Annotated in this window: 22 protein-coding genes; 8 read left to right on the top strand and 14 right to left on the bottom strand. The window is 46.1% G+C overall.

What is annotated here, in order from left to right; translation table 11 throughout:
• Positions 1 to 18: 18 nt before the first annotated feature.
• From FLM48_RS06380 to rlmD, 4 genes are all read right to left on the bottom strand, one after another.
• Entirely contained in the window at positions 19 to 1,656 is a 1,638-nt protein-coding gene (locus tag FLM48_RS06380; RefSeq protein ID WP_028774070.1) for a CTP synthase, read from the bottom strand.
• A 109-nt stretch (positions 1,657 to 1,765) separates the two neighbouring features.
• The gene (gene mazG, locus FLM48_RS06375) at positions 1,766 to 2,563 is read right to left on the bottom strand and encodes a nucleoside triphosphate pyrophosphohydrolase (protein WP_179024081.1); all 798 of its coding nucleotides are present in this window, start codon (positions 2,561 to 2,563) and stop codon (positions 1,766 to 1,768) included.
• 30 nt (positions 2,564 to 2,593) lie between these two features.
• Positions 2,594 to 4,798, bottom strand: a complete 2,205-nt coding sequence (relA, locus tag FLM48_RS06370) for a GTP diphosphokinase (protein WP_179024080.1) — start codon at positions 4,796 to 4,798, stop codon at positions 2,594 to 2,596.
• A 162-nt stretch (positions 4,799 to 4,960) separates the two neighbouring features.
• A complete protein-coding gene (rlmD, locus tag FLM48_RS06365; RefSeq protein ID WP_179024079.1) occupies positions 4,961 to 6,292 on the bottom strand; it encodes a 23S rRNA (uracil(1939)-C(5))-methyltransferase RlmD in 1,332 nt (443 codons plus the stop codon).
• Positions 6,293 to 6,392: 100 nt separating this feature from the next.
• Between rlmD and barA the strand changes: the two genes are divergently transcribed.
• The 5 genes from barA to recN all read left to right on the top strand — a co-directional run bounded on the left by barA (position 6,393) and on the right by recN (position 12,843).
• Positions 6,393 to 9,179: a two-component sensor histidine kinase BarA gene (gene barA / locus FLM48_RS06360; RefSeq protein ID WP_179024078.1), complete on the top strand. Its 2,787-nt coding sequence runs from the start codon at positions 6,393 to 6,395 to the stop codon at positions 9,177 to 9,179.
• Positions 9,172 to 9,777 carry a YjaG family protein gene (locus FLM48_RS06355; protein ID WP_179024077.1) on the top strand — a complete coding sequence of 202 codons (606 nt, stop codon included), beginning with the start codon at positions 9,172 to 9,174 and terminating at the stop codon, positions 9,775 to 9,777. Before barA ends, FLM48_RS06355 begins: the two co-directional genes overlap by 8 nt.
• Before the next feature lie 20 nt (positions 9,778 to 9,797).
• Positions 9,798 to 10,046, top strand: a complete 249-nt coding sequence (locus tag FLM48_RS06350; RefSeq protein ID WP_179024076.1) for a DUF3319 domain-containing protein — start codon at positions 9,798 to 9,800, stop codon at positions 10,044 to 10,046.
• Between the two features lie 78 nt (positions 10,047 to 10,124).
• Positions 10,125 to 11,081, top strand: coding sequence for an AEC family transporter (locus tag FLM48_RS06345; protein WP_028774077.1), 957 nt, complete (start codon positions 10,125 to 10,127; stop codon positions 11,079 to 11,081).
• Positions 11,082 to 11,181: 100 nt separating this feature from the next.
• Positions 11,182 to 12,843, top strand: a complete 1,662-nt coding sequence (gene recN, locus FLM48_RS06340; protein WP_179024075.1) for a DNA repair protein RecN — start codon at positions 11,182 to 11,184, stop codon at positions 12,841 to 12,843.
• A gap of 93 nt (positions 12,844 to 12,936) precedes the next feature.
• Here recN and FLM48_RS06335 read toward each other — a convergent pair whose 3' ends face one another.
• The 9 genes from FLM48_RS06335 to glyA form a co-directional block, all read right to left on the bottom strand.
• Positions 12,937 to 13,431: a phosphatidylglycerophosphatase A gene (locus FLM48_RS06335; RefSeq protein ID WP_179024074.1), complete on the bottom strand. Its 495-nt coding sequence runs from the start codon at positions 13,429 to 13,431 to the stop codon at positions 12,937 to 12,939.
• Entirely contained in the window at positions 13,431 to 14,396 is a 966-nt protein-coding gene (thiL, locus tag FLM48_RS06330) for a thiamine-phosphate kinase (RefSeq protein WP_028774080.1), read from the bottom strand. Before thiL ends, FLM48_RS06335 begins: the two co-directional genes overlap by 1 nt.
• Positions 14,397 to 14,505: 109 nt before the next feature.
• Positions 14,506 to 14,910, bottom strand: coding sequence for a transcription antitermination factor NusB (gene nusB, locus FLM48_RS06325; RefSeq protein ID WP_028774081.1), 405 nt, complete (start codon positions 14,908 to 14,910; stop codon positions 14,506 to 14,508).
• A 14-nt stretch (positions 14,911 to 14,924) separates the two neighbouring features.
• Positions 14,925 to 15,401 carry a 6,7-dimethyl-8-ribityllumazine synthase gene (ribE, locus tag FLM48_RS06320; RefSeq protein WP_028774082.1) on the bottom strand — a complete coding sequence of 159 codons (477 nt, stop codon included), beginning with the start codon at positions 15,399 to 15,401 and terminating at the stop codon, positions 14,925 to 14,927.
• A gap of 181 nt (positions 15,402 to 15,582) precedes the next feature.
• Positions 15,583 to 16,686 (bottom strand): bifunctional 3,4-dihydroxy-2-butanone-4-phosphate synthase/GTP cyclohydrolase II, encoded by a 1,104-nt coding sequence (ribBA, locus tag FLM48_RS06315; RefSeq protein WP_179024073.1) that lies wholly within the window; start codon positions 16,684 to 16,686, stop codon positions 15,583 to 15,585.
• 88 nt (positions 16,687 to 16,774) lie between these two features.
• Positions 16,775 to 17,446, bottom strand: coding sequence for a riboflavin synthase (locus FLM48_RS06310; protein ID WP_028774084.1), 672 nt, complete (start codon positions 17,444 to 17,446; stop codon positions 16,775 to 16,777).
• A 12-nt stretch (positions 17,447 to 17,458) separates the two neighbouring features.
• Complete coding sequence (gene ribD / locus FLM48_RS06305; protein ID WP_179026291.1) at positions 17,459 to 18,562, bottom strand: bifunctional diaminohydroxyphosphoribosylaminopyrimidine deaminase/5-amino-6-(5-phosphoribosylamino)uracil reductase RibD; 1,104 nt, start codon at positions 18,560 to 18,562, stop codon at positions 17,459 to 17,461.
• Between the two features lie 49 nt (positions 18,563 to 18,611).
• Positions 18,612 to 19,061, bottom strand: coding sequence for a transcriptional regulator NrdR (nrdR, locus tag FLM48_RS06300; protein ID WP_179024072.1), 450 nt, complete (start codon positions 19,059 to 19,061; stop codon positions 18,612 to 18,614).
• Between the two features lie 89 nt (positions 19,062 to 19,150).
• Complete coding sequence (gene glyA / locus FLM48_RS06295; RefSeq protein ID WP_028774087.1) at positions 19,151 to 20,407, bottom strand: serine hydroxymethyltransferase; 1,257 nt, start codon at positions 20,405 to 20,407, stop codon at positions 19,151 to 19,153.
• Positions 20,408 to 20,791: 384 nt separating this feature from the next.
• Between glyA and ettA the strand changes: the two genes are divergently transcribed.
• Positions 20,792 to 22,459: an energy-dependent translational throttle protein EttA gene (gene ettA, locus FLM48_RS06290; protein ID WP_179024071.1), complete on the top strand. Its 1,668-nt coding sequence runs from the start codon at positions 20,792 to 20,794 to the stop codon at positions 22,457 to 22,459.
• A 73-nt stretch (positions 22,460 to 22,532) separates the two neighbouring features.
• On the opposite strand, the gene FLM48_RS06285 is transcribed toward ettA, so the two are convergent.
• Positions 22,533 to 23,483: an MBL fold metallo-hydrolase gene (locus FLM48_RS06285; RefSeq protein WP_179024070.1), complete on the bottom strand. Its 951-nt coding sequence runs from the start codon at positions 23,481 to 23,483 to the stop codon at positions 22,533 to 22,535.
• Between the two features lie 206 nt (positions 23,484 to 23,689).
• Between FLM48_RS06285 and FLM48_RS06280 the strand changes: the two genes are divergently transcribed.
• A complete protein-coding gene (locus FLM48_RS06280; RefSeq protein ID WP_256871069.1) occupies positions 23,690 to 24,814 on the top strand; it encodes an acyltransferase in 1,125 nt (374 codons plus the stop codon).
• Between the two features lie 33 nt (positions 24,815 to 24,847).
• Positions 24,848 to 25,942, top strand: coding sequence for a metallophosphoesterase (locus tag FLM48_RS06275; protein WP_179024069.1), 1,095 nt, complete (start codon positions 24,848 to 24,850; stop codon positions 25,940 to 25,942).
• Positions 25,943 to 25,945: the final 3 nt, after the last annotated feature.

Here is a 25,945-nt window from a genome sequence, read left to right as displayed (position 1 = left end):
GCGGTTTTGCTGATTAAGTTAGCCTAAATCGCGTTTTTGATAGGCGGTTGCTGCAGCAACAAAGCCCTCAAATAGTGGCTGACCATCACGTGGGGTCGATGTAAATTCTGGGTGGAATTGACCAGCGACAAACCAAGGGTGGTTTGGCAGTTCAATCATTTCAACTAGCTGGCGATCTGATGATAGACCACTGAAAACAAGACCCGCTTTTTCTAATCTTTCTCTATAACCGTTATTCACTTCATAACGGTGACGGTGACGCTCAACACAAGTCACACCTTTATAGGCGTCGGCAGCTTTAGTGCCTTCTTTAAGGTGACATAGTTGTGCACCAAGACGCATAGTACCACCAAGGTCTGAAGCTTCATGGCGCTGCTCAACATTGCCTTCTTCATCAATCCACTCAGTGATCAAACCAACAACAGGGTGTGGCGTCTCTTTATTAAATTCAGTTGAATGCGCGCCTTCAAGACCCGCTACATGGCGAGCAAACTCAATTAGCGCTACCTGCATACCTAAACAGATACCGAAATAAGGCAGGTTGTTTTCACGGGCATATTTAGCAGCGTAAATCTTACCTTCAACACCGCGCTCACCGAAACCACCTGGAACAAGAATACCATCTAAGCCTTCAAGTACTTCATCGCCTTTAGCTTCAACGGTTTGTGAGTCAATATACTTGATATTCACTGACACACGGTTAAACAAACCAGCGTGCTTTAATGCTTCATTGACCGACTTATACGCATCAGGTAGTTCGATATACTTACCTACCATACCAATGGTGACTTCACCGGTTGGGTTGGCTTCTTGATAGATAACTTGTTCCCACTCATGTAGGTCAGCTTCAGCGCAAGTTAGGCCAAAGCGCTTAGTGACTAAGTCATCTAAGCCTTGTGCTTTCAATAGCGCAGGAATTTTGTAGATACTGTCGACATCTTTTAGTGAGATAACCGCACGCTCTTCTACATTACAGAACAATGAGATTTTAGCTTTCTCGTTGGCTGGAATTGCACGGTCGCCACGACAAACCAATACATCTGGTGCAATACCAATTGAACGTAGCTCTTTTACAGAGTGTTGAGTTGGTTTGGTTTTCACTTCACCCGCAGCGCCCAAAAACGGCACTAAGGTTAAATGCATAAATAAGGTGCGGTCACGTCCTAGTTCAACACCTAATTGACGAATAGACTCTAGGAAAGGCAGTGACTCAATATCACCTACCGTACCACCAATCTCAACGATAGCGACATCATGGCCTTCACCACCTTCAATCACTTTTTCTTTAATCGCATTGGTAATGTGCGGAATAACCTGAATGGTTGCACCTAAATAATCACCACGACGCTCTTTACGAAGTACTTCTTCGTAGATGCGACCTGTAGTGAAGTTGTTACGACGGTTCATCTTGGTACGAATGAAACGCTCGTAGTGACCTAAGTCTAAGTCAGTTTCAGCGCCATCTTCAGTCACGAATACTTCACCGTGCTGAGTTGGGCTCATGGTACCTGGATCCAAGTTAATATAAGGATCCAGCTTCATAATGGTTACGTTAAGGCCTCTAGCCTCTAAAATTGCCGCTAATGATGCTGCTGCAATGCCTTTACCTAGTGATGAAACCACGCCACCAGTAACGAAGATATACCTTGTAGTCATGCTGAACCTGAGAAAATGAGTTGAAATATGTGCTTGTATGAAAGCACTAGGACGGGGCAATATTATAACAAAGCCAGTGGCCTTCGACAAATAGCTTCGGCGATAATTTTTAGCTTTTTACTGCTTCTTGCTGCTTGACTTGTTCCCAGTATCGATCTAGCTCTGCTAACGTGTGTTGCTGCAACGGCTTATTATTTTCAGCCGCTAGCTGCTCTACCCCACGAAAACGGCGCTCAAATTTACGATTTGCCTGGCGCAATGCTTGTTCTGGATCCACCTGTAAATGCCGAGATAGATTGACTACGGCAAACAGTAAGTCGCCCATTTCATCCACCACCTTGTCTTGGTCAATATCGGCCGCGTTAACTTCAGCCAACACCTCATCGACCTCTTCATGGATTTTCGCGACAACGGGGTCTAGCTCATCCCAATCGAAACCAACTCGGGCCACGCGTTTTTGAATTTTGGCCGCTCGCTTAAGTGCCGGCAATGCTTGCGGCACATCATCGAGTACAGAGTGAAGCTCCCGCTCGCTGCGCTCTTGCGACTTTATCGCCTCCCAATTGGCGTTAACTTGCGCTGAACTTGCGCCGTCGATATCTGCAAATACATGGGGGTGACGACGAATCAGCTTATCGCTTATTTGTTGTACGACATCAGAGAAATCAAATAAGCCGGCCTCTTTGCCTAACTGGCAATAAAACACCACTTGAAACAGCAAATCACCCAACTCGCTGGGTAACTCAGCCATATCCATTCGCTCGATGGCATCGGCAACTTCGTAAGCTTCTTCAATAGTAAAGGGCACAATGCTTGAAAAAGACTGGGCTTTATCCCACGGACAGCCAGTTTGCGGATCGCGTAACTTTGTCATAATGGTTAGCAGTTGCTCGACATTATGCGCCATACACGCGCTCCTTTTTCATTAGCTTTACCATCACAGACGTCTCGCTTCACTGACACCTTCAACTTGAGTCAGTTTGGCGATTACACGAGATAAACCATCGAGATTATAAAGTTCGAGTTCAATCTCTATGATTGCCGTTTGGGTTTTAACATCCGAGGTGGAGGTCATCGCCAACACATTGGATTTTTCCGCTGCTAACACCGAGGTTAAGTCACGTAATAACCCGCTGCGGTCGCTGGCATGAATACGGATACGAATTTTATAGCCGCCGGAGTAGTTCTCGCCCCACACCACATCAACGGCACGTTCAGGATGTACCCGCATTAACTCTTTAACTTGTTCACAATCGGCACGATGCACTGAAATACCCCGGCCTTTAGTGATAAAACCAAAAATCTCATCGCCTGGTACTGGTTGGCAACACTTAGCGATGTGACTCATTAGATTACCAACGCCATTGACCTCAACTTGACCTTTACCTTTTTTGGCAGGTTTGGAGCTGCTCTTCTTAACTAAATCTTCAACGGCCTCTTCGTCACTGATCTCGGTGACTCGCATCCGCGATTGAACATGATTGACGACTTGGTTAAGACGCACATCGCCACCGCCTATCCCGGCAAGCAGGTCATCCATCGTGACCATATTGAAGCGTTCAACGGCTGACTGAGCATCTTTTAGTCTCAGCCCACCACGAGCCAACTCGTTCTCTAAAATTTCACGGCCAGCAACAATGTTCTTGTCTCTGTCTTGCTGCTTAAACCAGTGCTGAATCTTCGAGCGAGCTCTTGATGAACGGATATAACCTAAATTCGGGTTCAACCAATCACGTTTAGGATTGGGTTGTTTAGAGGTGATAATTTCCACTCGCTCACCGGTTTCAACTTGGTAAGTAAATGGCACAATACGGCCGTCTACTTTAGCGCCGATGCATTTGTGGCCCACATGGGAGTGAATATAGTAAGCAAAATCCAATACCGTTGACCCCAACGGTAAATCAATCACCTCACCACTTGGGGTAAAGACATAGACTCGGTCTTCAAATACTTGACTGCGGACCTCTTCAACTAAGTTGCCGCTTTCAGCCACATCTTCTTGCCACTGCAGAATTTTACGCAGCCAATTAATTTTCTCTTCGTAGCCACTTTGTTTGCCGCTACTACCCTCTTTGTATTTCCAGTGGGCAGCCACACCCAACTCGGCATCTTCATGCATCTGCTCAGTACGGATTTGAATCTCTACCGTTTTGCCTTCAGGCCCCACCACAATAGTGTGGATAGACTGGTAACCATTGGGCTTGGGGTTTGCGACATAATCATCAAACTCTTTAGGAATATGGTGCCATAACGTATGCACGACCCCTAAGGCGCCGTAGCAATCTTGCAAACGGTCAGTGACAATTCGTACCGCCCTAACATCAAACAGTTCATCAAATTTCAACTGTTTGCCCTGCATCTTCTTCCAAATGCTATAGATATGTTTAGGACGACCATAAACTTTAGCGCGGATCAGGTCTTTGTCTAAACGAGCCTGCAACTGACTAACAAAGTCGTCGATGTAGGTTTCGCGGTCCAGTCGCTTACCATCAAGCTGCTTAGCAATATCTTTATAGGTTTGCGGGTGAAGGTAGCGAAACGAGATATCTTCAAGTTCCCACTTAAGCTGACCAATACCTAATCGGTTAGCCAGTGGCGCGTAAATTTCGGCAATTTCTCTGGCCAGAAGCACACGAGTTTCTTCATCGGCATTTTTAACTTCACGCAATAAGCAGATACGTTCGGCAAGCTTAATCACTACCGCACGTACATCCTCAACCATGGCCAATAACATCTTACGAATATTATCAATTTGTGGTTCAGCAGCGCGTGAATTCTGATTGACTTTCAAGGCGCCAATGGCATCCATGGTCACCACGCTATTGACCAAGGTCGACAGCTTTTTACCAAATAGCGCTTCTAACTGTTCGGTATCAATAATTTTGGCATCGAAAATAACAAAGATAATGGCCGCTTGCAGGGTCTCAATATCCATGTTCAGTGGCGCAAGAATCTCTATCATCTCACGGGCACGTTGGCTAAGGATGGGGCTGGACTGGTTTGCCTTCTGGGCAATTAACTCGATCTGTTTAATCAGTTCCAGTAAGGTCTTGGCATCATCACTATCATTAATGTAGCGATCGACCCACTCACTTAACTGAAAATCGGCATCACTAAAATGTGCTTCTCTAACAGATACCATTAACCCAATGTCCTTTTATTCACAAAATTGCCCGCAACGCTGACGTCACCCATACCCAATATTGACAGCTTATTTATTGAGAATGTTCTATCTTCAGCATTCCCCGCTCATTGTCAATTAACAAAAGCTGACAAAATGAACATTTAGCCATTTTCGGGGATTTTATTTCAACTCAAACAAGGCCATCGCTTCGATATGATGCGTTTGTGGGAACATATCAATGAGCCCCAACTGAGTCAGTTGATAACCTTGTTCGGTCAACGGCTGACTGTCGCGCGCTAGGCTGGCTGGGTTACATGAAACATAAACCACCCGCTGTGGCTTCATTTTTTTCAGCCACTGCAATGATTCAAATGCCCCAGCTCTGGCGGGATCGAGAAGCATTTTGTCAACTTTACCGAGCCAAGGCTGCGATGAGATATCTGCACTTAAATCAGCATGGAAAAACTGTACATTGTCGATGCCATTATGACGAGCGTTTGCGCGGCCCTGTTCTACCATCTCAACAACGCCTTCAACACCCACCACCTCGGCACCTGTTTGCGCTAAGGGCAGACTAAAATTACCCACACCACAAAACAGGTCTAGCACTCGCTCACCTGGCTTAGGCGCTAACCACTCAATCGCTTGGGTGACCATGGCTTGATTTATGTCTCGATTAACCTGAATAAAATTACCCGGCGAGAAACTCAATTCAAGCCCATCACTCAATTGATAAAACGGCTTAACTTCGTCACCATTAATAAAGCTCATGGCAGCGTGTTCGCCCAACAAAATCATGCTGACATTTTGCGCCGCGGCAAATTCACTAAGTTTAACCCGTTCTTTGTCAGCTACAGGCTTAGTGATGCGCAGCACTATATATAAACCACTTTCTACGGCTATCAGCTCGACATGGCCTAAGCTTTTTTTCACATTAAGGCGATTTAGTTGCGCTGTTAGTGGCGCAATCAATACTGATAAGCGCTCATCGAGCACTGGACATTGGTCGATACTGACAACTTTGTCACTGGCCTTTGCACGAAATCCTAAGGTCAATTTTTGGGTGTCTTTCTGATAGTGACTGGCAAGGCGGGCACGGCGGCGATAGCCCAGCTCACTGCCAATTAGCGCTGCAGACTGATGCAATGCTTGGGTCTGGCCCATTTTCTCGATCAACCCACCTAAGGCTTTAGCCTTATAGTGACGCTGGTTTTCAAGGTCAAAATGCTGCAGATCGCAGCCACCACATTGCTGATAGTGGCGGCACACAGGTTTAACCCTGGCATTCGCAGGTCGCAGTACTTTTAAGAGTTTGGCACGGCTGAAGCGTTTCTTTTGCTCAACTAACTGTACCAACACTTGTTCTGTTGGTAGCGCGCCAGGAATAAACACGATTTTGCCTTGGTGCTGGGCTATGCCCGAACCTAGGTGGTCTAAATCGGTAACTTCTAATGTGAGCTTTGTCGATAACTGTTTGGAGCTATTTGGTTTTGCTTTAAAAAATTGCGCCATTGTGGCCTCTAAAACGATAAAAAAACTGGCCAAGACAGCCCTATATCTGCCATTCTAATGTAACCTAAATGTGAACTATAGATTTAAGCCAGCAAATGTAATGAATAATGCCGAACACATGACCAAATATAGCTTGAGATCTTGGGTACTGGTGTTAGCTTTAGCCCCGACCATTCTCGTAGGCATTTTACTCGGCAGCTACTTTACCATAAATCGCTTCTATGAACTCGAAGAAACGCTCATAGAGCAAGGTGGTAATATCATTGAGCCTTTGGCAATTGCCGCTGAAATTGGCCTCGAAAGTAAAGACTTTGAAACCACTAAGCGCTTAATCACCTCAGCACAGCTAAACAAGTCCGATTTAGTGCAGTTTATTGCCATTTTTGACACCAATAATCGTGTGGTGGTGACCTCTCACCATTACAAAAGCCATGAATTCATGCGCTATAGCCAGCCATTAGATTCTTTGTTGCGCACTGAGCTGGAGCAAGTGGGCGACAGCTTGATCCTCCGTAGCCCTATTTTCTCTAGCCAACGACAACTGATAGCCGCACCGACCGATCAAGATTTATCCCAGCAACGCTTGGGATATATTGCCGTGTTAATCAATAAAGAAAATGCGTTGTTGCAACAGCACCGAGCGGCAGTTGCAGCGTTCATTATTGTGCTGATTGGCGTGCAGCTAAACCTGCTGTTTACCTTTAGACTGGTTAAAAACGTCACCCACCCCATTACCGAGATGGTGCGAGTGGTGGCGAAAATTCGTGAAGGTAAGCTGGACACCCGGGTTCATGGCAACCTGATTGGTGAGCTTGATTTACTTAAACGCGGCATCAATGCCATGGCAGGTTCCTTATCAGAATACCATGATGAGATGCAGCAAAATATTGACCAAGCCACCTCTGATTTACGCGAAACCTTAGAGCAAATTGAGATTCAAAACGTTGAGCTCGATTTGGCGAAAAAGCGCGCTCAAGAGGCAAGCCGAATCAAATCTGAGTTCTTGGCCAACATGTCACATGAGCTGCGTACACCGCTAAATGGTGTCATTGGTTTTGCTAAGCAGCTACTAAAAACCCCACTGCATGCCAGCCAACAAGATTATATAAAAACCATTGAAAAAAGCGCTACTAACCTGCTGGGGATCATTAACGATATTCTCGACTTCTCTAAACTGGAAGCGGGCAAAATGGTGCTAGAGAATATGCCGTTCTCGTTACGAGAAGTGGTTGACGACACCCTATCATTACTCACCAACAGTGCCCGCGAAAAAGATTTAGAGTTGGTTATCGATATTGACCCAGAGATTATTGATAACCTCAATGGTGATGCGCTGCGAGTTAGCCAAGTACTCACCAATTTGGTCGGCAATGCCATTAAATTTACCGACCGCGGCTCTGTGCAAGTTAAGATGCGCCTCTTAGACATTGACAGTGAAAAGCTCAATATTCGCTGCGAGATCACCGATACTGGCATCGGTATTGAAGAGCAACAACAAGAGTTATTGTTCCAAGCCTTTGGTCAAGCTGACTCCTCTATATCACGCCGCTTTGGCGGTACGGGTCTGGGCCTCATTATTACCAAGCGCCTGATCAATCGAATGGGCGGCCACATAGGCTGTAATTCGGTGCTTAATCAGGGCTCAACCTTCTGGTTCACTTTGCCACTTGAACGCAGCCAGTATCCTATCAGTCAGCCAATTGATACTCACCCTATGGCCAACAAACAGGTACTGCTTTTTGAGCCAAGAGAGTTAACTAATTCCATGCTAACTGAGCTAATGAACTATTGGGATATGCAGGTCACCAATGTCAGCTCAAAACAGCAGCTCGACAATTATTTAGCCCAGCGCAGCCTCACCTATGACTTTGCCATTGTCGGTTGCCATAGTTTTGATCAACAAACAGATGTGGGTCAGGCGCTCCGCAATATCCGCTCTCACGTAGACTACCTAATTTACTTGTGTAGTAGCTCCAGTGCCGATGAACAAATTCGCCAAATACAGCCTTACACTGACGTCGTAATTCAAACACCCGTGACCGAGCGAAGCCTTGCACGAGCGCTAACCAATCCACATAAAGCACCACTGGCGCCAGCACAACTGCAAGAGAGCATCACCGAGTACACCAGTCGTGAGCCCTTAAGTGTACTCGCAGTGGATGATAATCCAGCAAACCTTAAGCTTATCGATACTTTGCTAAAAGAGATTGTCGCCCATGTCACTGTGATCGACAGTGGCCAGGGCGCTATTGAGCTTGCCGCAGAGCAAGTATTTGATTTGATTTTTATGGATATTCAAATGCCCGGCATAGATGGTATTAGCGCCACCAAACAAATTCGTGAACACTCACGTAATCGCAATACGCCCATTATTGCTGTCACCGCGCATGCTATTGCCGAAGAACGTGAGCGCATTAATCAAAGTGGCATGGATGGTTACTTACCTAAACCGATTGATGAAGCGGCGCTACGTGGTGTGATTAGCCGCTGGAAGAGCCGGCCAACCTTTACTCATTTTGACCATAACACCCTTAATTGGGAGTTATGCCTAACCCAAGCCAATGGCAAATCGGAGCTGGCATTAGAGATGCTGCAAATGCTGACCGACTCCATTCCGGCGACCGCAGAGGTATTGCAAGCCGCGCTTGATGAGCTTGATCCGACGCTAATGCTAGCTCATGTTCACAAGCTACACGGCGCCTGTTGCTATAGCGGTGTACCTACGCTTCAACGGCTTTGCCAAGAAATTGAATCAGCACTGAAACGTGACGAACGGTTAGAAAATATCGAACCTGAAATACTAGAGTTACTTGACGAGCTTTCTAAGGTAGAATCGGCAGCTAATCAAGTGATCTCTCAGTTCTCAACAGGTGTTATCGATGAGTAATAAACCCGGTTTTTTCAAAAGATTAAAAGCATTAGAACCCGAGCAGAAAAAACTGTTTGCCATAGCCCTGTGCCAACGTATGTACCCTAATTACCAATTGTTTTCTGAAGTATGTGAATTTGGTGATGCACAGGTATTAGACACAGCCCTAAATCTGTTATGGCAATCGATGTACGACCGCAAGTTAAAGCTAAATATTGATGTCTACCTTGAGCGACTCGATGTCAACACACCAGAGCCAAGTGATTTCGATGTTTATGGCGTCTACCCAGCCATGGATGCCGCAGTAGCGTTAACCTCGCTACTTAGCGCTATGCAAAGCAAGATTGAAGATGACATGACTAACATCAGCAAACTGTCTTCAGCCACTGTGGCCAATTATATTGAGGCGACATTAGAAGATGAGCTAAGCGAAGCTGAGCTTGATGACTATATTTTCAGTCACCCGGTCATGGTTGAAGAGAAAGCCTTACAGTCATCACTACTTGAGATTGTTGAAGACAACCCCAAAATGACACCTGACTTTATTAAGGCATTGCGCAAAGAGATTGTGCAAGCTGGTGTATCCAATATTGGCATAGAAGTCAGCCAAGACTAACTTGTATGCCCATCTAAGCCATGAAAAAGCTCATTTACCAAGGCTACATACTGACTAATAGCCAAGGCAACACTGACTCATGGAAGCTGACCATTGGCGAGCAGCAACGTATTGGCTCGCTATTTGAGCTGCGCCGGCAAATACAATTCTATGAACAGCTCGGGGTCCTACCCGAGCTACGTACCAGCCTATTAGCCGATAAAACAGCGATTAACGCGACGGCTAACAACCCACCTCAAAGTCAGACCTCAATAAAAAAACGCCGTTAAACTTAGGCCTAATGGGCTTTATTTCGGCAAACTGTTAACCTCTACTTTTGTTTGCTATAACCGCTAAGGTAATTTGCCATGAGCCAGATTTATACACCGCTGTTTGTTGTATTTGGCATGATGTTGTGGGGATTTATCACTGACAGAGCTCGGCTTCTACCAGTACAAAGTGCCGATGTGCTCAATCAATACGTTTATTACATCGCCTTTCCCGCCATCATGTTAATTGTGCTGGCCGAAACCTCCTTTGCCGATATTATGCAATGGCGATACATTCTTGGTTATAGTGCAGCAATGGGCTGTGTGTACCTGCTGAGCATCGTGACTTCATACCGCGCGACGCCCAAACGTGGTGATATTGCCGCAATACGCTCGCTCAATACGACATTTGGTAATACGTCTTTTATTGGAATTCCGTTGATGATGATGCTCTACCCTGAGCAGCAACAAGCATTAACGGCAGCGGCAATTGCCAGTCTATTATCGGTGATCATGTTTGCAATTGTGCTGGTGTCTATTGCCCTGCATCAAGGTCAAACAAGCCGCCCTGCTGTCACTGCTATTGAAGCTTTGGCCAAAAACCCAATCATTATTGGCAGTGTCATTGGCACCTTAATATCGGCACTGGATATCACTTTGCCGCTAGCGGTGAGTCAGATTTTGACCCAAATAGGCATGACATCGAGCCCTTGTGCTTTGTTTGCTATCGGTATGGTCCTGAGCATGGCAATGCGCGGAGGCAGCAAACAAAAAGCAATCGGTGCCCGCTCGGCAGTGATTGAACTCAGTCTCATTAATGTAGCTAAGCTGATCATCCAACCATTACTGGTTTACCTTTTCTTTGTTTGGTTAGCGGTAGAACCGCAGATGTTGGTCATGGGCGTGCTGCTAGCTGCGCTGCCTACTGCCGCCAGTGTGTATTTACTTGCTCAGCGCTACGATGTGCAAGCAGGTATTAGTGCTCTGGCGATCACCATCGGGGTACTACTTAGTTTTATTACCCTTCCCATCATTCATCATCTATTGCTAAGCTAAGCTTCGAATAAAAAACCAACAAATTAGCGTTAGCTATTTACTGTATAAAAAATCAGTATATACTGTGCATTAATACAGTACTATGTGAAAGGATGTCATTATGCTTTGTCAGCTCAGCATCAATAACTTTGCAATTGTTCGCTTTCTTGAACTCGATTTTAAAGCCGGCATGACCAGTATTACAGGTGAAACCGGTGCAGGTAAGTCAATCGCCATCGATGCGTTGGGCCTGTGCTTAGGGAATCGAGCTGATGCCAATAGCGTGCGCCCCGGCGCCACTAAAGCCGAAGTGAGCGCGCGCTTTTTAGTCAACGATATTCCACTCGCGAAGCGCTGGTTAGAAGATAATGACCTTGAGCAAGACGATGAGTGTATTTTAAGACGCACCATCGGCAGCGACGGCCGTTCACGTGCTTATATCAATGGTAATCCGGTGCCCTTAACGCAAATGCGCTTAATCGGGCAACTATTGGTGGGAATTCACGGCCAACATGCCCATCACGCCATGCTAAAAAGTGAGCACCAGCTTACCTTGCTCGACAGCTATGCAAACCATAAGATACTCCTAGATGGTGTTGCGGCGAGTTATCAGCGCTGTAAGATGATTGAAAAAGAGCTGCATGCCTTAGAGCAGTCGCAACACGAACGTATCGCCCGTAAACAGTTGCTGCAATATCAAGTTGAAGAACTCGATGAGTTTGCCTTAGGTGAAACGGAGTTTACAGAAATAGAAGCCGAGCATAAGCGTCTTGCTAACGGCACGGCACTTATCCAAACCTGCCAAAACACCCTGTTTATATTGCAAGACAATGAACAAGGCGATGTGGAGTCACAATTAAATAGTGCGATAAGCGAGGCCCAAGAGCTTGCAGGTTATGATGACAGCTTGCAGAGCGTCAGTAGCATGCTCAACGAAGCCTTGATCCAAGTTCAAGAAAGTAGCAGCGAAATTCAGCGTTATTTAGACAGCTTAGAGCTTGACCCTGAACACTTTGCTTTTTTAGAACAAAGGCTATCAAAAGTGATGCAGCTAGCACGCAAGCATCATGTTAAGCCTGAAGCGTTGTATCAACACCACCAACAGCTGAGTCAAGAATTACAAAGCTTAGATTCCGATGAAGATAAGCTCAATGAAATTACCGAGCAGCTCGCCAGCTGCAAAGCCAGCTACTTAACTCAGGCTCAGAAGCTGCACAAAAGTCGATCGCGCTATGCCAAAGAGCTTGATAAGCAAGTCACTCAGTCTATTCATGAGTTGAGTATGCCTAAAGGTAAATTTGTTATCGCCATTAACTTTAATGAAAATGCCTTATCTGCGACTGGCTGCGATCATGTCGAATTTATGGTTACCACCAACCCAGGGCAGCCCTTGCAACCCATTGGCAAAGTCGCGTCTGGCGGCGAGCTGTCGCGAATCGGGTTGGGTATTCAGGTCATTACCGCTAAGAAAGTGTCTACACCAACATTGATATTTGATGAAGTGGATGTGGGAATATCGGGCCCAACAGCGGCGGTTGTCGGCCGTATGTTGCGCAGCTTAGGGGAATCGACCCAGGTATTTTGTGTAACCCATTTACCACAAGTCGCCGGTAACGGGCATCAACATATGTTTGTCAATAAACAGAGCAAGTCCGGGCAGACGGAAACATCGATGACGCCATTGGATAAAGCAGAGCGGTTACAAGAGTTGGCGCGTTTGTTGGGCGGCGATACTATTACCGACAACACCTTAGCCAATGCTAAAGAGCTGTTGCAAAGTTAACCCGTACAGCAAAAAAAGCGCATTGAGCTTTCGCGTAGTACATAACATAACGCCAGCAAATGCTGGCGTTGTTTTTTCAGGTTATTGGCGCGGTTACCCTACAAAATAAACCAAGAACTGTAGACAAATCAGCGCAAAAATACCCGCCAGAACATCGTCAATCATAATGCCAAAGCCGCCATGAACTTTGGCATCAAGCCAGCGTATTGGCCAAGGTTTTAAAATATCGAAAAAGCGAAATAAAGCAAAGCCAATCACTAGCCACATGATGCCAGCAGGTGCAGCAATCATGGTAATGAGCAAACCGGCCACTTCATCCCATACAATCGCACCATGATCATGCACGCCCATATCTTTGGATGCTTTGTCACAGATATAAAAACCAGCAATAACACTGAGCAGCGTTAACCCAATATACCAAGGCAATGATAGCGGCATCATCAGCAAGTAAAGCGGAATAGCCGCCAAGGTGCCAAAGGTGCCTGGGGCTTTCGCCGCTAAACCAGAACCAAAACCAAGCGCTAGAAAGTGGATCGGATTACGCAGTGAAAGCTTGGCAACGTCAGGATCTTTAGTCAGTAAACTCATTAAGAAAAATGCTCAAATGATAAGTTTTTCGGTTCAAACTCTTGACCGCTACGCAGTAGTTTTAGCTTGTCTCCAGTACAAATTTGACCGATCTGAGTGAACGTCACGCCAGCATGAGCCAATGAAGTTTCCAAAGCGCCACGTTGCGATTCAGGCACGGTAAACAGTAGCTCATAATCTTCACCGCCACTGAGTGCATAATTGATTGCGCTCTCTTTGCCGACAGTATTGACTAGCGCGTCAGATAACGGCAACTGCTCAACATCGATCACCGCCCCAACTTCTGATCGTTTTAGCACGTGCTTGATATCGCCTAAAATCCCGTCAGAAATATCGATAGCACTTGAAGCCAAGTTTCGCAGCGATTGTCCGGCTAATACCCGAGGGCTGGGATAATAGTGACGATTAATCAGATAGTCTCTATCTTGTGCAGAAGCCTCTACACCCGGTTCATTGGCTATCAATGCTAGCCCCACCGCTGAGTCACCTAAAGTGCCGGTGACATAAATCCAGTCACCATTGTTAGCCCCAGCGCGAGTCAGTGCTTTCTTTTCTGGCACCTGACCGTGTACGGTAATGGTAATACTGCGTGGTCCTCGGGTGGTGTCGCCGCCAATTAGGCTGACACCATAGTATTCAGCAATATCAGACAAACCTTGGCTGAAATCTGCTAACCACGCTTCATCGACATCAGGTAGCGTAAGCGCCAACGTCATCCAAGCGGGTTCTGCGCCCATAGAAGCTAAGTCTGACAAGTTAACCGCTAAGCACTTGTAGCCTAACGCTTTAGCGGGCATGTCAGGATAGAAGTGGGTATTTTCAACTAAGGTGTCGCAAGATATTGCAATAGACTTATTTTCGGCGGGAGCAACGAGTGCGCAATCATCGCCTATATTGAGTACAACATCACGACGGTTTTGACCTCGGCCGGTAAAAAATCGCTCAATGACTTTAAACTCTTTCACAGTTCTCGTACCAGTTTAAGCGACCTCCCATGCATAGTCGCACCAGAAGTCTAAATAATAATTAATGTTAGCTCATAAAAAACGGCATCCTGAGATACCGTTTTTATGTTTAGTTGCGAGCGACTATCTTATCAAGTATGCCGTTCACAAATTTATGACCATCTTCAGCGCCGAACGCTTTGGCTAGCTCAATGGCTTCGTTAATCGCCACCTTATAAGGTACATCCTTACGGAACGTTAACTCATAAGTCGCAATACGTAATACCGCTTTCTCGATGGGTGACACTTCGTCAAAAGCACGCTCTATATGAGGAACAATCAACTCATCTAGTTGCGACTGCTTAGTTGCGGTACCAGACAGCAACTCACGAAAATAGGCGATATCGACACCGTCAGTTTTCTGTTCAGTTAAAAACTCGTGCTCAACATCAGCAACGTTATTTCCACTCAACTGCCATGAATAGATAGCTTGTACGGCTAGACGACGTGCCTTGCGGCGCTCAGAAGGCTTCATTATTTTTCCTAATCTTACAACTGCTGTTCTAGTTCTTGCAGAACATTAACCATTTCCAACAGACCCAGCGCGGCTTCACCACCCTTGTTGCCTGCTTTAGTACCAGAGCGCTCAATCGCTTGCTCAATGGTATCTGTGGTTAATACACCGAATGAAACAGGAAGGTCGTACTCTAGTGCAATTTGCGCTAGACCTTTATTACATTCGCCTGCAACGAAATCAAAATGAGGTGTACCACCTCGGATTACTGCGCCTAGCGCAATAATGCCATCAAATTTACCGCTAGCAGCAACACGACGTGCAGCTAATGGTAGTTCTACCGCGCCCGGAACACGTACAACAGTAATGTTGTCGTCTTCAACTTGACCAAAACGCTTCAGTGTATCAATCGCGCCTTCAAGTAAACTTTCAACCACAAAGCTATTGAAGCGTGATACAACGATAGCAATTTTGGCGTTTTTCGCTTCGATATTACCTTGAACTACGTTCATTTATCTTACCTAACTTTTGCTGATGCTAATTATACTAAGCGGTACCTAAACGTGGCTAAACCGTCTGTATAATCGGCGTTAAACCCGGCACGGGCAAAAAAGAGGCGGTATGATAACACAACGCCCGCTTCTGATCCCCATGCATTTTATAAGAATCAGTTAATTTTCATTATCGCCTAGATTAATCGGCAATATACTCAGTCACTTCTAAACCAAAGCCCGACAGCGAATGATAACGCTTAGGTGAACTTAATAGACGCATAGTGGTGACACCCACATCGGCCAAAATTTGCGAGCCAACGCCCACTTGGCGAGACGTGCCTTTCCACGGAGCAGGTACTGGGGCCTGACCGTTATCTTCTAGTTCAAACGCTTTCACTTTAGCCAAAATATCACTGCTGTGCTCTTGATGGCCTAACAAGACTAATACGCCACCTTCGTTACCGATGCGCTCCATGGCTTTCTCAAGCGGCCAACTACGTTGCTGATCGCGCTCTGAATGGAGTAAGTCATTAAAGGTATTTTGTAAATGCACTCGCACAAGGACATCTGGCTTAACTTCGCCATTAACCAATACATAATGCAGCTGGTTATCTATCGTGTCGCGATAGGTCATCATGTCAAACTGGCCAAAACGAGTGGGCAGTTTACATTTAGCTTCACATACAACCGTGGTTTCTTTGGTGTTGCGATATTCAATTAAATCGGCAATGGTGCCCATTTTCAAACCGTGTTTTTCGGCAAAAACCTCTAGGTCTGGACGTCTTGCCATGGTGCCATCATCGTTGAGGATTTCAACAATCACCGCTGAAGGCTCCCGGCCAGCTAGGCGAGCAAGATCGCAGCCCGCTTCAGTATGACCTGCACGAATTAGCACGCCACCTTCTTGGGCCATGAGTGGAAATATATGCCCTGGTTGCACAATATCTGATGACTTAGCATCTTTAGCAACGGCCGCTTGTACTGTCACCGCTCGGTCTTGAGCAGAAATACCAGTGGTTACCCCTTCTGCCGCTTCAATCGACACGGTAAAGTTAGTCGAGAACTGGGCATTATTGTTGGTCACCATCAAAGGTAAGTTAAGCTGTTGGCAACGAGCTTTTGTCATGGTTTGACAGATGAGACCACGACCAAAAGTCGCCATAAAGTTAATCGCTTCAGGCGTCACAAGGTCTGCCGCCATGATTAGATCGCCTTCATTTTCTCTATCTTCATCGTCCATCAAGATAACCATTTTACCTAAACGGATATCTTCAATGATCTCTTCTATGCTATGTAGCGCCATGGTAAGACCTTTCATTTTCTTGTATTAATTTATTAAATCCGCAAATTGCCAATTTGGCCACTTTAAGCGGTAGTTTTACGCTTGTGTATTATTTGATAAACCCTGAGCGCGCCAGTAAATCCATCGTCACATTTGATACTGTGCCATGGTTAGCATCGTTTTCCTGTGCGCCAAGCCCCATTAAGCGTTCAATGTGACGGGCAATCAGGTCAACTTCAATGTTGACGCTATCTCCGGCTTGCAGGTTCAGCAGTGTGGTTTCTGAAGCAGTGTGCGGCACAATCGTTAAGCGGAACCGAGCGCCATCAACCTCATTGACCGTTAAACTGACACCATCAATGGTAATCGACCCTTTATGGGCAATGTACTTGGCTAATTCTGCAGGCGGGGTAAGCCAAAACTCAATCGCCTTACCGCGCAACATGCGATCGTCCACACTGGCAATACCGTCAACATGTCCACTGACCATATGGCCGCCTAAACGTGTGGTCGGCGTGACCGCTTTTTCTAAATTGACGGCTTGCCCAACTTGATAACGACCAAAACCAGTTAAGTTAACCGTTTCAGCCGAAATGTCTGCGACATAGCCATCAGTTAGGCACTCAACAACGGTTAAGCACACCCCATTGGTAGCAATACTGTCACCAAGCTTTACGTCACTTAAATCTAATTTGCCACTCGATACCGTCAAGCGAATATCCTCACCTCGACGTTCAATTTTTCTCAATGTACCGATGGATTCTATGATGCCAGTAAACATATGACCTACTTTTTAACGCTGCTTAGCGATTTGAAATGTAAAACGCGTATCAACCCCGACCTTAACTTGGTCAACCAGTTGAATATCTGGAATTTGCGCCATGCTGCTAAACACCTTTAGGTTTAGCATATCTCGGCCGCTGGCACCGATAATTTTCGGTGCTTGATACAGCACCAACTCATCGGCAAGCCCTTGGTCCACAAAAGCCCCGGCTAACGTTGCGCCAGCTTCAACCAAGACATCGTTATGTGACTGAGCTAAATAGCCTAACAGCGCGTCTAAGGGGACTCTACCGTCAACCGCCGCTAATTTGAGATGACTCACATGTGCTGGCCAATTGTCTGTTTCTTGTTGCGGGTAGTCGCTGCAAGACACCAATAAAATTGGGCTGGTTATCGAGAACAATTTAAGGCTATGGCGCGCTCTAGCGCCGCTATCAAGTATCACACGTACCGGCTGACGAATCAGCGCACTATCAACTTGCTCACTAACATAGCCTAGCTCTTGCGGGCGTACATTCAATGAGGGGTCGTCTGCTAAAACGGTTTCAATACCGGTAATTAGAGCACTATGTCGCGCCCGCATGCGCTGAACATCTTGGCGCGCCTTTGGCCCGGTTATCCATTTAGACTGGCCATTTTGCAGCGCCGTTTTGCCGTCAATGCTAGCCGCTAATTTAATCGTGACCCTTGGCAAACCTGTAGCCATACGCTGCATAAACCCTGGATTGATAGCTGCGGCGGCTTGTGACATCAGCCCAACATCCACTTGGATGCCTGCTTGCTGTAACATGGTGATGCCCCGCCCTGACACTTGCGGATTTGGGTCAGTGACAGCAACCACAACCCGCGCCACTTTGGCATCAATGAGTCCCTTAGCGCAAGGAGGTGTGCGGCCATAATGACTACAAGGCTCCAAGGTGACATAAGCGGTGGCACCGTGAGTGGCATCGCCAGCAGCACGAATCGCATGCACCTCGGCATGGGGCCCGCCAGCTTGAATATGAAACCCTTCACCCACGACCGTTTCACCTTGGGTGATAACACAGCCAACACTTGGATTGGGCGCAGTCGTATAGCGACCTTTATGGGCAAGTTTTATGGCTCTTGCCATCATGGCACTGTCAAATGTTGAACCGTTCACTCAAACACCTTTTGCAAATTGACTACTTTTGTAGCTTAGCAATAGCTTCACCAAACTCCGACACATCTTCAAATGCACGATAGACAGAGGCAAAGCGAATATAAGCCACTTTGTCTAAGGTCACTAACTGGTCCATCATCAGATTACCAATCATCTCGGAACGTACTTCACGTTCACCGGTGGCCCGCAATGTTGACTTAATTTTGGTTAGCGCTTGCTCAATCTGATCCATCGATACCGGACGTTTCTCCACCGCGCGTAACATACCGCCACGCAGTTTTTCTTCATCAAAAGGCTGACGACTCCCGTCCTGTTTCACCACTCTGGGCATCACCAGCTCAGCCCCTTCAAAGGTGGTAAAACGTTCATGACACTCCGCACATTCTCGACGACGACGAACTTGGTGGCCATCTGCAACTAACCGCGAGTCAATCACTTTGGTATCTGTAGCACTGCAAAATGGACAATGCATAGCGCCTCCTGCTAAATAATGGATCATTAAGATCAAAAATGGCCGCTATATTAGCGGCCATCGGAGTTTACCTGATTTAACCTTTAAGGTTAACCATAAACAGGGAACTTAGCACACAATTCAAGCACCTGTTGCTTAACACGCTCAATGGTCGCTTCGTTGCTGATGTCATCAAGTACATCACACATCCACTGTGTTAACTCAACCGCTTGCGCTTCTTTGAAACCACGACGTGTGATTGCAGGTGAACCAATACGTAGGCCCGAAGTCACAAATGGAGAACGCGGGTCATTTGGTACTGAGTTTTTGTTCACAGTGATGTTTGCTAAACCTAATGCAGCATCAGCATCTTTACCTGTGATGTCTTTGCTGATCAGATCAAGCAAGAACAGGTGGTTGTCTGTACCGCCGGATACGACGTCGTAGCCACGCTCAATAAAGGTTTTTGCCATCGCTTGTGCATTAACAACAACTTGCTCTTGGTATGCGGTGAACTCAGGGTCTAATGCTTCTTTAAATGCCACGGCTTTAGCAGCAATAACGTGCATCAATGGGCCACCTTGGCCACCTGGGAATACTGCCGAGTTAAGTTTCTTGTAAATATCTTCATCGTTTGATGCAGATAGAATCAAACCACCACGAGGACCGGCTAGTGTTTTATGGGTAGTCGTTGTTACAACGTGTGCATGTGGCAGTGGGTTCGGGTAGATACCAGCCGCAACAAGACCTGCAACGTGTGCCATATCAACAAATAGGTAAGCACCCACTTTGTCAGCTATTTCGCGGAATTTACCCCAATCAATGATGCCTGAATAAGCGCTGAAACCAGCGATAATCATCTTAGGCTTATGCTCAACCGCTAGGCGCTCAACTTCAGCGTAATCAATCTTACCCGTCGTTTCGTCAATACCGTATTGAACGGCGTTATATAGCTTACCTGAGAAGCTTACATGTGAACCGTGAGTAAGGTGACCACCATGTGCAAGGCTCATACCTAAAACAGTATCGCCGCCTTGAAGAAGTGCCATAAATACTGCTGAGTTAGCTTGCGAACCTGAATGCGGTTGAACGTTGGCATAGGTTGCACCAAACAGCTCTTTTGCGCGAGAAATAGCGAGCTCTTCTGCGATATCAACGTGCTCACAACCACCGTAGTAACGCTTGCCTGGATAACCTTCCGCATATTTATTGGTTAACTGAGAACCTTGGGCTTCTAGAACACGAGGACTCGTGTAATTTTCTGAAGCGATAAGTTCGATGTGCTCTTCTTGACGGCGAGTTTCATCTTCAATCGCTTGAAAAAGTTGTGGATCATAGTCCGCAATGTTCATATCTTTTTTCAGCATTGGTTACTCCAGCTGTACAGTCTTATAAGTAGGGTTGCGCGTATTCTACAGTGCAATTGATCACAATCCCAGACCTTACAACATGAAATTACTTGCATTTAAATCGGCAGCTAAATTCATTTTTATCTTATGACGCCGAATTCTAAGCAGGTGAATACCTTAGCGAAACCGAATATCCACGTAATGATTAAGCTCGATTTTACGAAAACACTGTTTGCAATGCGTTAGTCGTGGCGTTGCCGCCAGCCCTGTTTAACAAGCGACAGAGAATAGCAGCGAAACCAACACAGAAATTGCCAAGACAAATTAGTAAAAGTTAGATTTAAGTTCGGCGATGATTACAGTAGAATTGCCTGCATTATTGGTAAAATAAGCGAATCTAACATGGCTCAGTTTGTATACAGCATGCTTAGAGTGGGCAAAATTGTTCCACCGAAAAAGCAGATCCTTAAAGACATTTCATTGAGTTTTTTCCCTGGCGCTAAAATTGGTGTTTTGGGTCTTAACGGCTCTGGTAAATCAACGCTACTGCGCATTATGGCCGGCCTCGATACTGAAATCGAAGGTGAAGCGCGTCCGATGCAGGACCTCAAAATTGGTTACTTGCCGCAGGAGCCTAAGCTAGACGAGCAGCAAACCGTGCGCGAAGCCATTGAAGAAGCGGTTTCTGAAGCCAAAAATGCCCTAACACGTCTTGATGAAGTCTATGCACTTTACGCCGAGCCCGATGCAGATTTTGATGCGTTGGCAAAAGAACAAGGTGAACTTGAAGCCATCATTCAAGCCCAAGATGCTCACAACCTAGACAACATTCTAGAACGTGCCGCCAATGCGCTGCGCCTACCCGATTGGGACGAGAAAATCGAGGTGTTGTCAGGGGGTGAACGTCGCCGTGTAGCCATTTGTCGTTTGCTGCTTGAAAAGCCAGACATGCTGCTACTTGATGAACCCACCAACCACTTGGATGCCGAATCCGTGGCGTGGTTAGAGCGCTTCTTGCAAGATTACACTGGTACCGTAGTGGCGATTACCCACGATAGATACTTCCTCGATAATGCTGCAGGCTGGATTCTAGAACTTGACCGTGGTGAAGGTATCCCATGGGAAGGTAACTACTCTTCATGGCTTGAACAAAAAGATGCGCGTTTGCAGCAAGAGTCAGCAACAGAAAGTGCTCGTCAAAAAACCATTGCCAAAGAACTTGAGTGGGTACGCCAAGGCAGTAAAGGTCGTCAATCAAAAGGTAAGGCGCGTATGGCTCGATTTGAAGAGCTTAATACCAACGATTACCAAAAACGTAACGAAACCAACGAACTGTTCATTCCGCCTGGACCGCGTTTAGGTGATAAGGTTATTGAAGTTAATAACCTGACTAAATCTTATGGCGACCGCATCTTAATTGATGACTTGAGCTTTAGCGTACCTAAAGGCGCAATTGTCGGTATTATCGGTGCTAACGGTGCGGGTAAATCGACGCTGTTTAAAATGATCTCTGGTGCTGAACAGCCTGACAGCGGTAGCGTTGAGTTAGGTGAATCGGTGCAAATTGCCTCGGTTGAGCAGTTCCGCGACTCAATGGACGATAAGAATACCGTCTGGCAAGAGATCTCTGGCGGCCAAGACATTATGCGCATTAACAACACTGAAATTCCAAGTCGTGCTTATGTTGGACGCTTTAATTTCCGTGGTGGTGATCAGCAAAAAATCATCGGCACCCTTTCAGGTGGTGAGCGTAACCGTGTGCACCTTGCTAAGCTACTGCAAGCTGGCGGTAACGTACTGCTTCTCGATGAACCAACCAACGATTTAGATGTAGAAACCTTGCGAGCACTAGAAGAAGCGCTACTGGAGTTCCCAGGTTGCGCCATGGTGATTTCGCATGACCGTTGGTTCCTCGATAGAATCGCGACTCACATCTTAGATTACCGAGATGAGGGCCAAGTGAACTTCTATGAAGGTAACTACACAGAATATTCCACTTGGTTAAAAGAGACATTAGGCACTGATGCTATTGAACCGCATCGCTTAAAGTACAAAAAAATGACTAAATAACCTTAGGTTAAGTCATAGCTAAAACGGAGGCGAATGCCTCCGTTTTACTGTTTACATTCCATATTTGGTAGCATTAATGCGCAATAAAGCCAGCTTTAACTCCCTCTTTCAGGCTGAACTCATCACCAATAGCGCCGACCACCATATGTTGACGGTCTGATTTAAGTAATCGACGCAACGTGTACAAAGCATCCACACCGGTACAATGACTGCCTATCATCTGCTTCAAACCAAAACCCTGTAATTTTTTTGCTGTCCAAGCTAAATGATCATCACTGGCAAATACCAGATGAAACCCACCTATAGCCGCAGTGATGTTACCTTGGCCTATGCTAGTTTGAATATGTTCCATGGTGTTGATTATGCCTGCATGACCGCACCCAGATACCAAGACAAAACCCTTTGGGGTATCGAGCACTAATGAGAGATCTTCTGCAACAATGTCACTGACTAACCCTGACTGAGTCACGAGCTTGGCTTTTTGATTCCAATTTTTCTCGTCATGCACTCTAGGAACATTGCCCGTCACCCACACGCCCGAGAAAATTTCTGTTGGTTTATCGTACTCAATAAACTCTACGCCCATTTTCAGCAACTCATCTCGCATTTTCCATATGCTATTACGACTATTCGCCCGCTCGGCAAAAATCCCCTTACCAACATGCACCCGCTTAATCGCATGGGGATTTTTAGCCCGCATGGCTTGGGCAATGCTTAGCAAGCCGCCGGTATGGTCGCCGTGGTTATGGCTTAAAATCACATCTTCGACATCAGATAGATCAATCCCGAGTTCTTGCGCATTTTGCAGCACGGTTTGCGGACGGTAACCGCTATCAAACAAGATCTTTTTACCATCGACCTCAATTAAAGCGGCATAGCCCCACTCACCAATACCACGGCTGGCTAACATGGTTGAAAGTGTCGTGATTTTCAGCTCAGTAACTTGCCGCTGGGAGCTTGCGCCATAGGCATCGGGCACAATGGCGGCAGACAACATGAGTAATAACCCCAAAATTTTTGTCATTCATCTTCCTTAAATCTATACAAAACTACGCTGGATAACCTGAAAATGACCTACCATGCTGATTCAGCGCCTTCGCTCTGCTGTCTATGTCTCAGCCAATATCGATTCTAGGTCTATTTAACCTCGGTTTAGTCTTTGAGGATAGCTGCTAGGTTAATGTTAGTGCTAAGATGTTACTGTAAGGTAAACTCAACAAGGAATATAGAGTGAATCAAGACGTTGCCAATAACAATAACGACAAGGTCGACGCGAAGGGCGCCAGTGGAGATCAGCCTAAGCCACAAGCTAAGAAAGCCTTTCTTAACAGCATTAATCATTTTCGCGGCATCGCAATAATCTTTATTGTGATGGCCCATTGCTATCGCCCTGCGGGGTGGCAAGTAGAAACCTTAGCCGATAAAGCCTGGTTTAACTTAATGATGAATGGCACGGTATTTTTTGTATTTATTTCTGGCTTTCTCTTTCATCATGTATTCGCCCATCGCTGGGATTACAAAAAATACATGAAGAACAAAACCAAATTTGTTTTCCTGCCCTACCTTTTGTTGTCGCTACCTTGGATTGTCTGGCATATCACCGCCGGTACCGACCCCTTAATGCACCTCAATTACACCGATTTAACTGGGCCTGCAGAGGTCGCTAGTTGGTATGTGATTACTGGGCGAACATTAACGGCTTACTGGTATATCCCCATGGGGATGATGTTATTTGCTTTATCGCCGTGGGTGATGCATTTGCTTAAAACACAGCGATTAATGCACTTTGCGCTGCCCTTGTTTGTCGTTGCGATGCTGATCCACCGCCCAGAATCGAACCTCAACGCAATCCAGTCGTTATTTTACTTCTTGCCAGTCTATCTGTTTGGAGTTTGGAGTTCAGAGCATCGCGACCGCTTATTCCCGTTTATCGATAAGTATTGGCTACTAATGTTGTTATCAGCCATTGCGCTTGCCATCGGTCAGGCTCACTTTTATGGCGCTGGCGTGCTCAACAAACCGGCATTTGAACTCACCGTGCCAGACTTAATGTTGCCACAAAAAATCTTACTGACTTTAGTGCTGTTAGCCATTCTTAATAAGTTTGAACACATCAGCATCAAACCTTTGCAAAAGCTCGCCGATGTCAGTTTTGCCATCTACTTCATTCACCCCTGGATCACTACCCCTTGGTGGATGATTTATAACAGCCCAGATGTTTTCAGTTTACAAGGGCAAGGTAATGTACTTACCACCTTAGTGGTTACCTTAGGGGTGATAGCCATCTCCTATGTCATTGCTGTTGTCATAAAGGCATTGCTGAACAAACGTAGCCGTTACCTCATCGGTTGGTAATAGCACTAGTACAATAATAAAAGGCAACTTTTGATGTTTATTCTCTCGCGCTTGTTACGCCACTGCGCCCTGTTGGGTGCCGTTATTTCAACGCCATTGGCTTTTGCGGCCGGCTCGCAATCTATTGATGAGTTTTATGACGGCCCCTACATTTTTGATGGCAGTGATTCTACGCAGCATCAAGTCAATTGGATTTGCAATGGCAAACTAAAACAGCAAGTCCACACCCAGCTAAACGCACAAATTCAACGCCCTGACAATTGTGGTCAACTGCCACAACCAAGCCTCAACCCTGAGGCCACACAGCTGTCAGCAGATAGCTACAGCGGTGTTAAACAGATTGTGGCGCTGAGTGATGTTCACGGCCAATTTGAGGTGTTAGTGACGCTATTACAACGCCACAATATTATTGATGCCCAACAAAACTGGACCTTTGGCGACGGCCATATGGTAATGACCGGTGATATGTTTGATCGCGGACATCAGGTCAATGAAGTGTTATGGCTCATGTATAAACTTGATGCCCAAGCAACTGCTGCAGGCGGTAAATTGCATCTATTAATGGGTAACCATGAGCAAATGGTGCTGCGGGGCGATCTTAGGTATATCCACCCTCGCTATGAGCTAAGTAGCCAGCTACTTGAGCGACCTTACGATCAATTATATGGTCGCGACACTGAGATCGGCCAATGGCTCAGATCGAAAAATACCTTAGTCAAAATCAATGACACTTTGTTTTTGCATGGCGGCATTGATATTGAGTGGGTCAACCGCAAATTGGCCCTCGATAAAGTGAATCAGCTGTATCGAACCAATGTGGATAAAACCAAAGCTGAGCTTAAACAAGATCCCTTACTCAGCTATCTATTTTTTGGCAATGGCCCCACTTGGTTTCGCGGCTATTTTGACGAAGATTACTCGCAACAGGAACTTGAGCGGATTTTGGCTTACTTTGAAGTGAGCCGAGTAGCCGTTGGCCACACTTCACAAGAGCGCGTGCTAGGACGCTTTAACAACAAGGTGATTGCCATCGATTCCAGCATCAAAAAAGGCAAATCTGGCGAGCTACTGTTCATTGACCAGCAATTATGGCGCGGTACCTTCTCGGGTGAAAAACTGAGCTTATAACAA

It is taken from the genome of Shewanella sp. Scap07 (assembly GCF_013394145.1).
GTDB classification, from domain to species: domain Bacteria; phylum Pseudomonadota; class Gammaproteobacteria; order Enterobacterales; family Shewanellaceae; genus Shewanella; species Shewanella waksmanii.
This window is presented reverse-complemented; position numbering and strand designations above follow the sequence as displayed.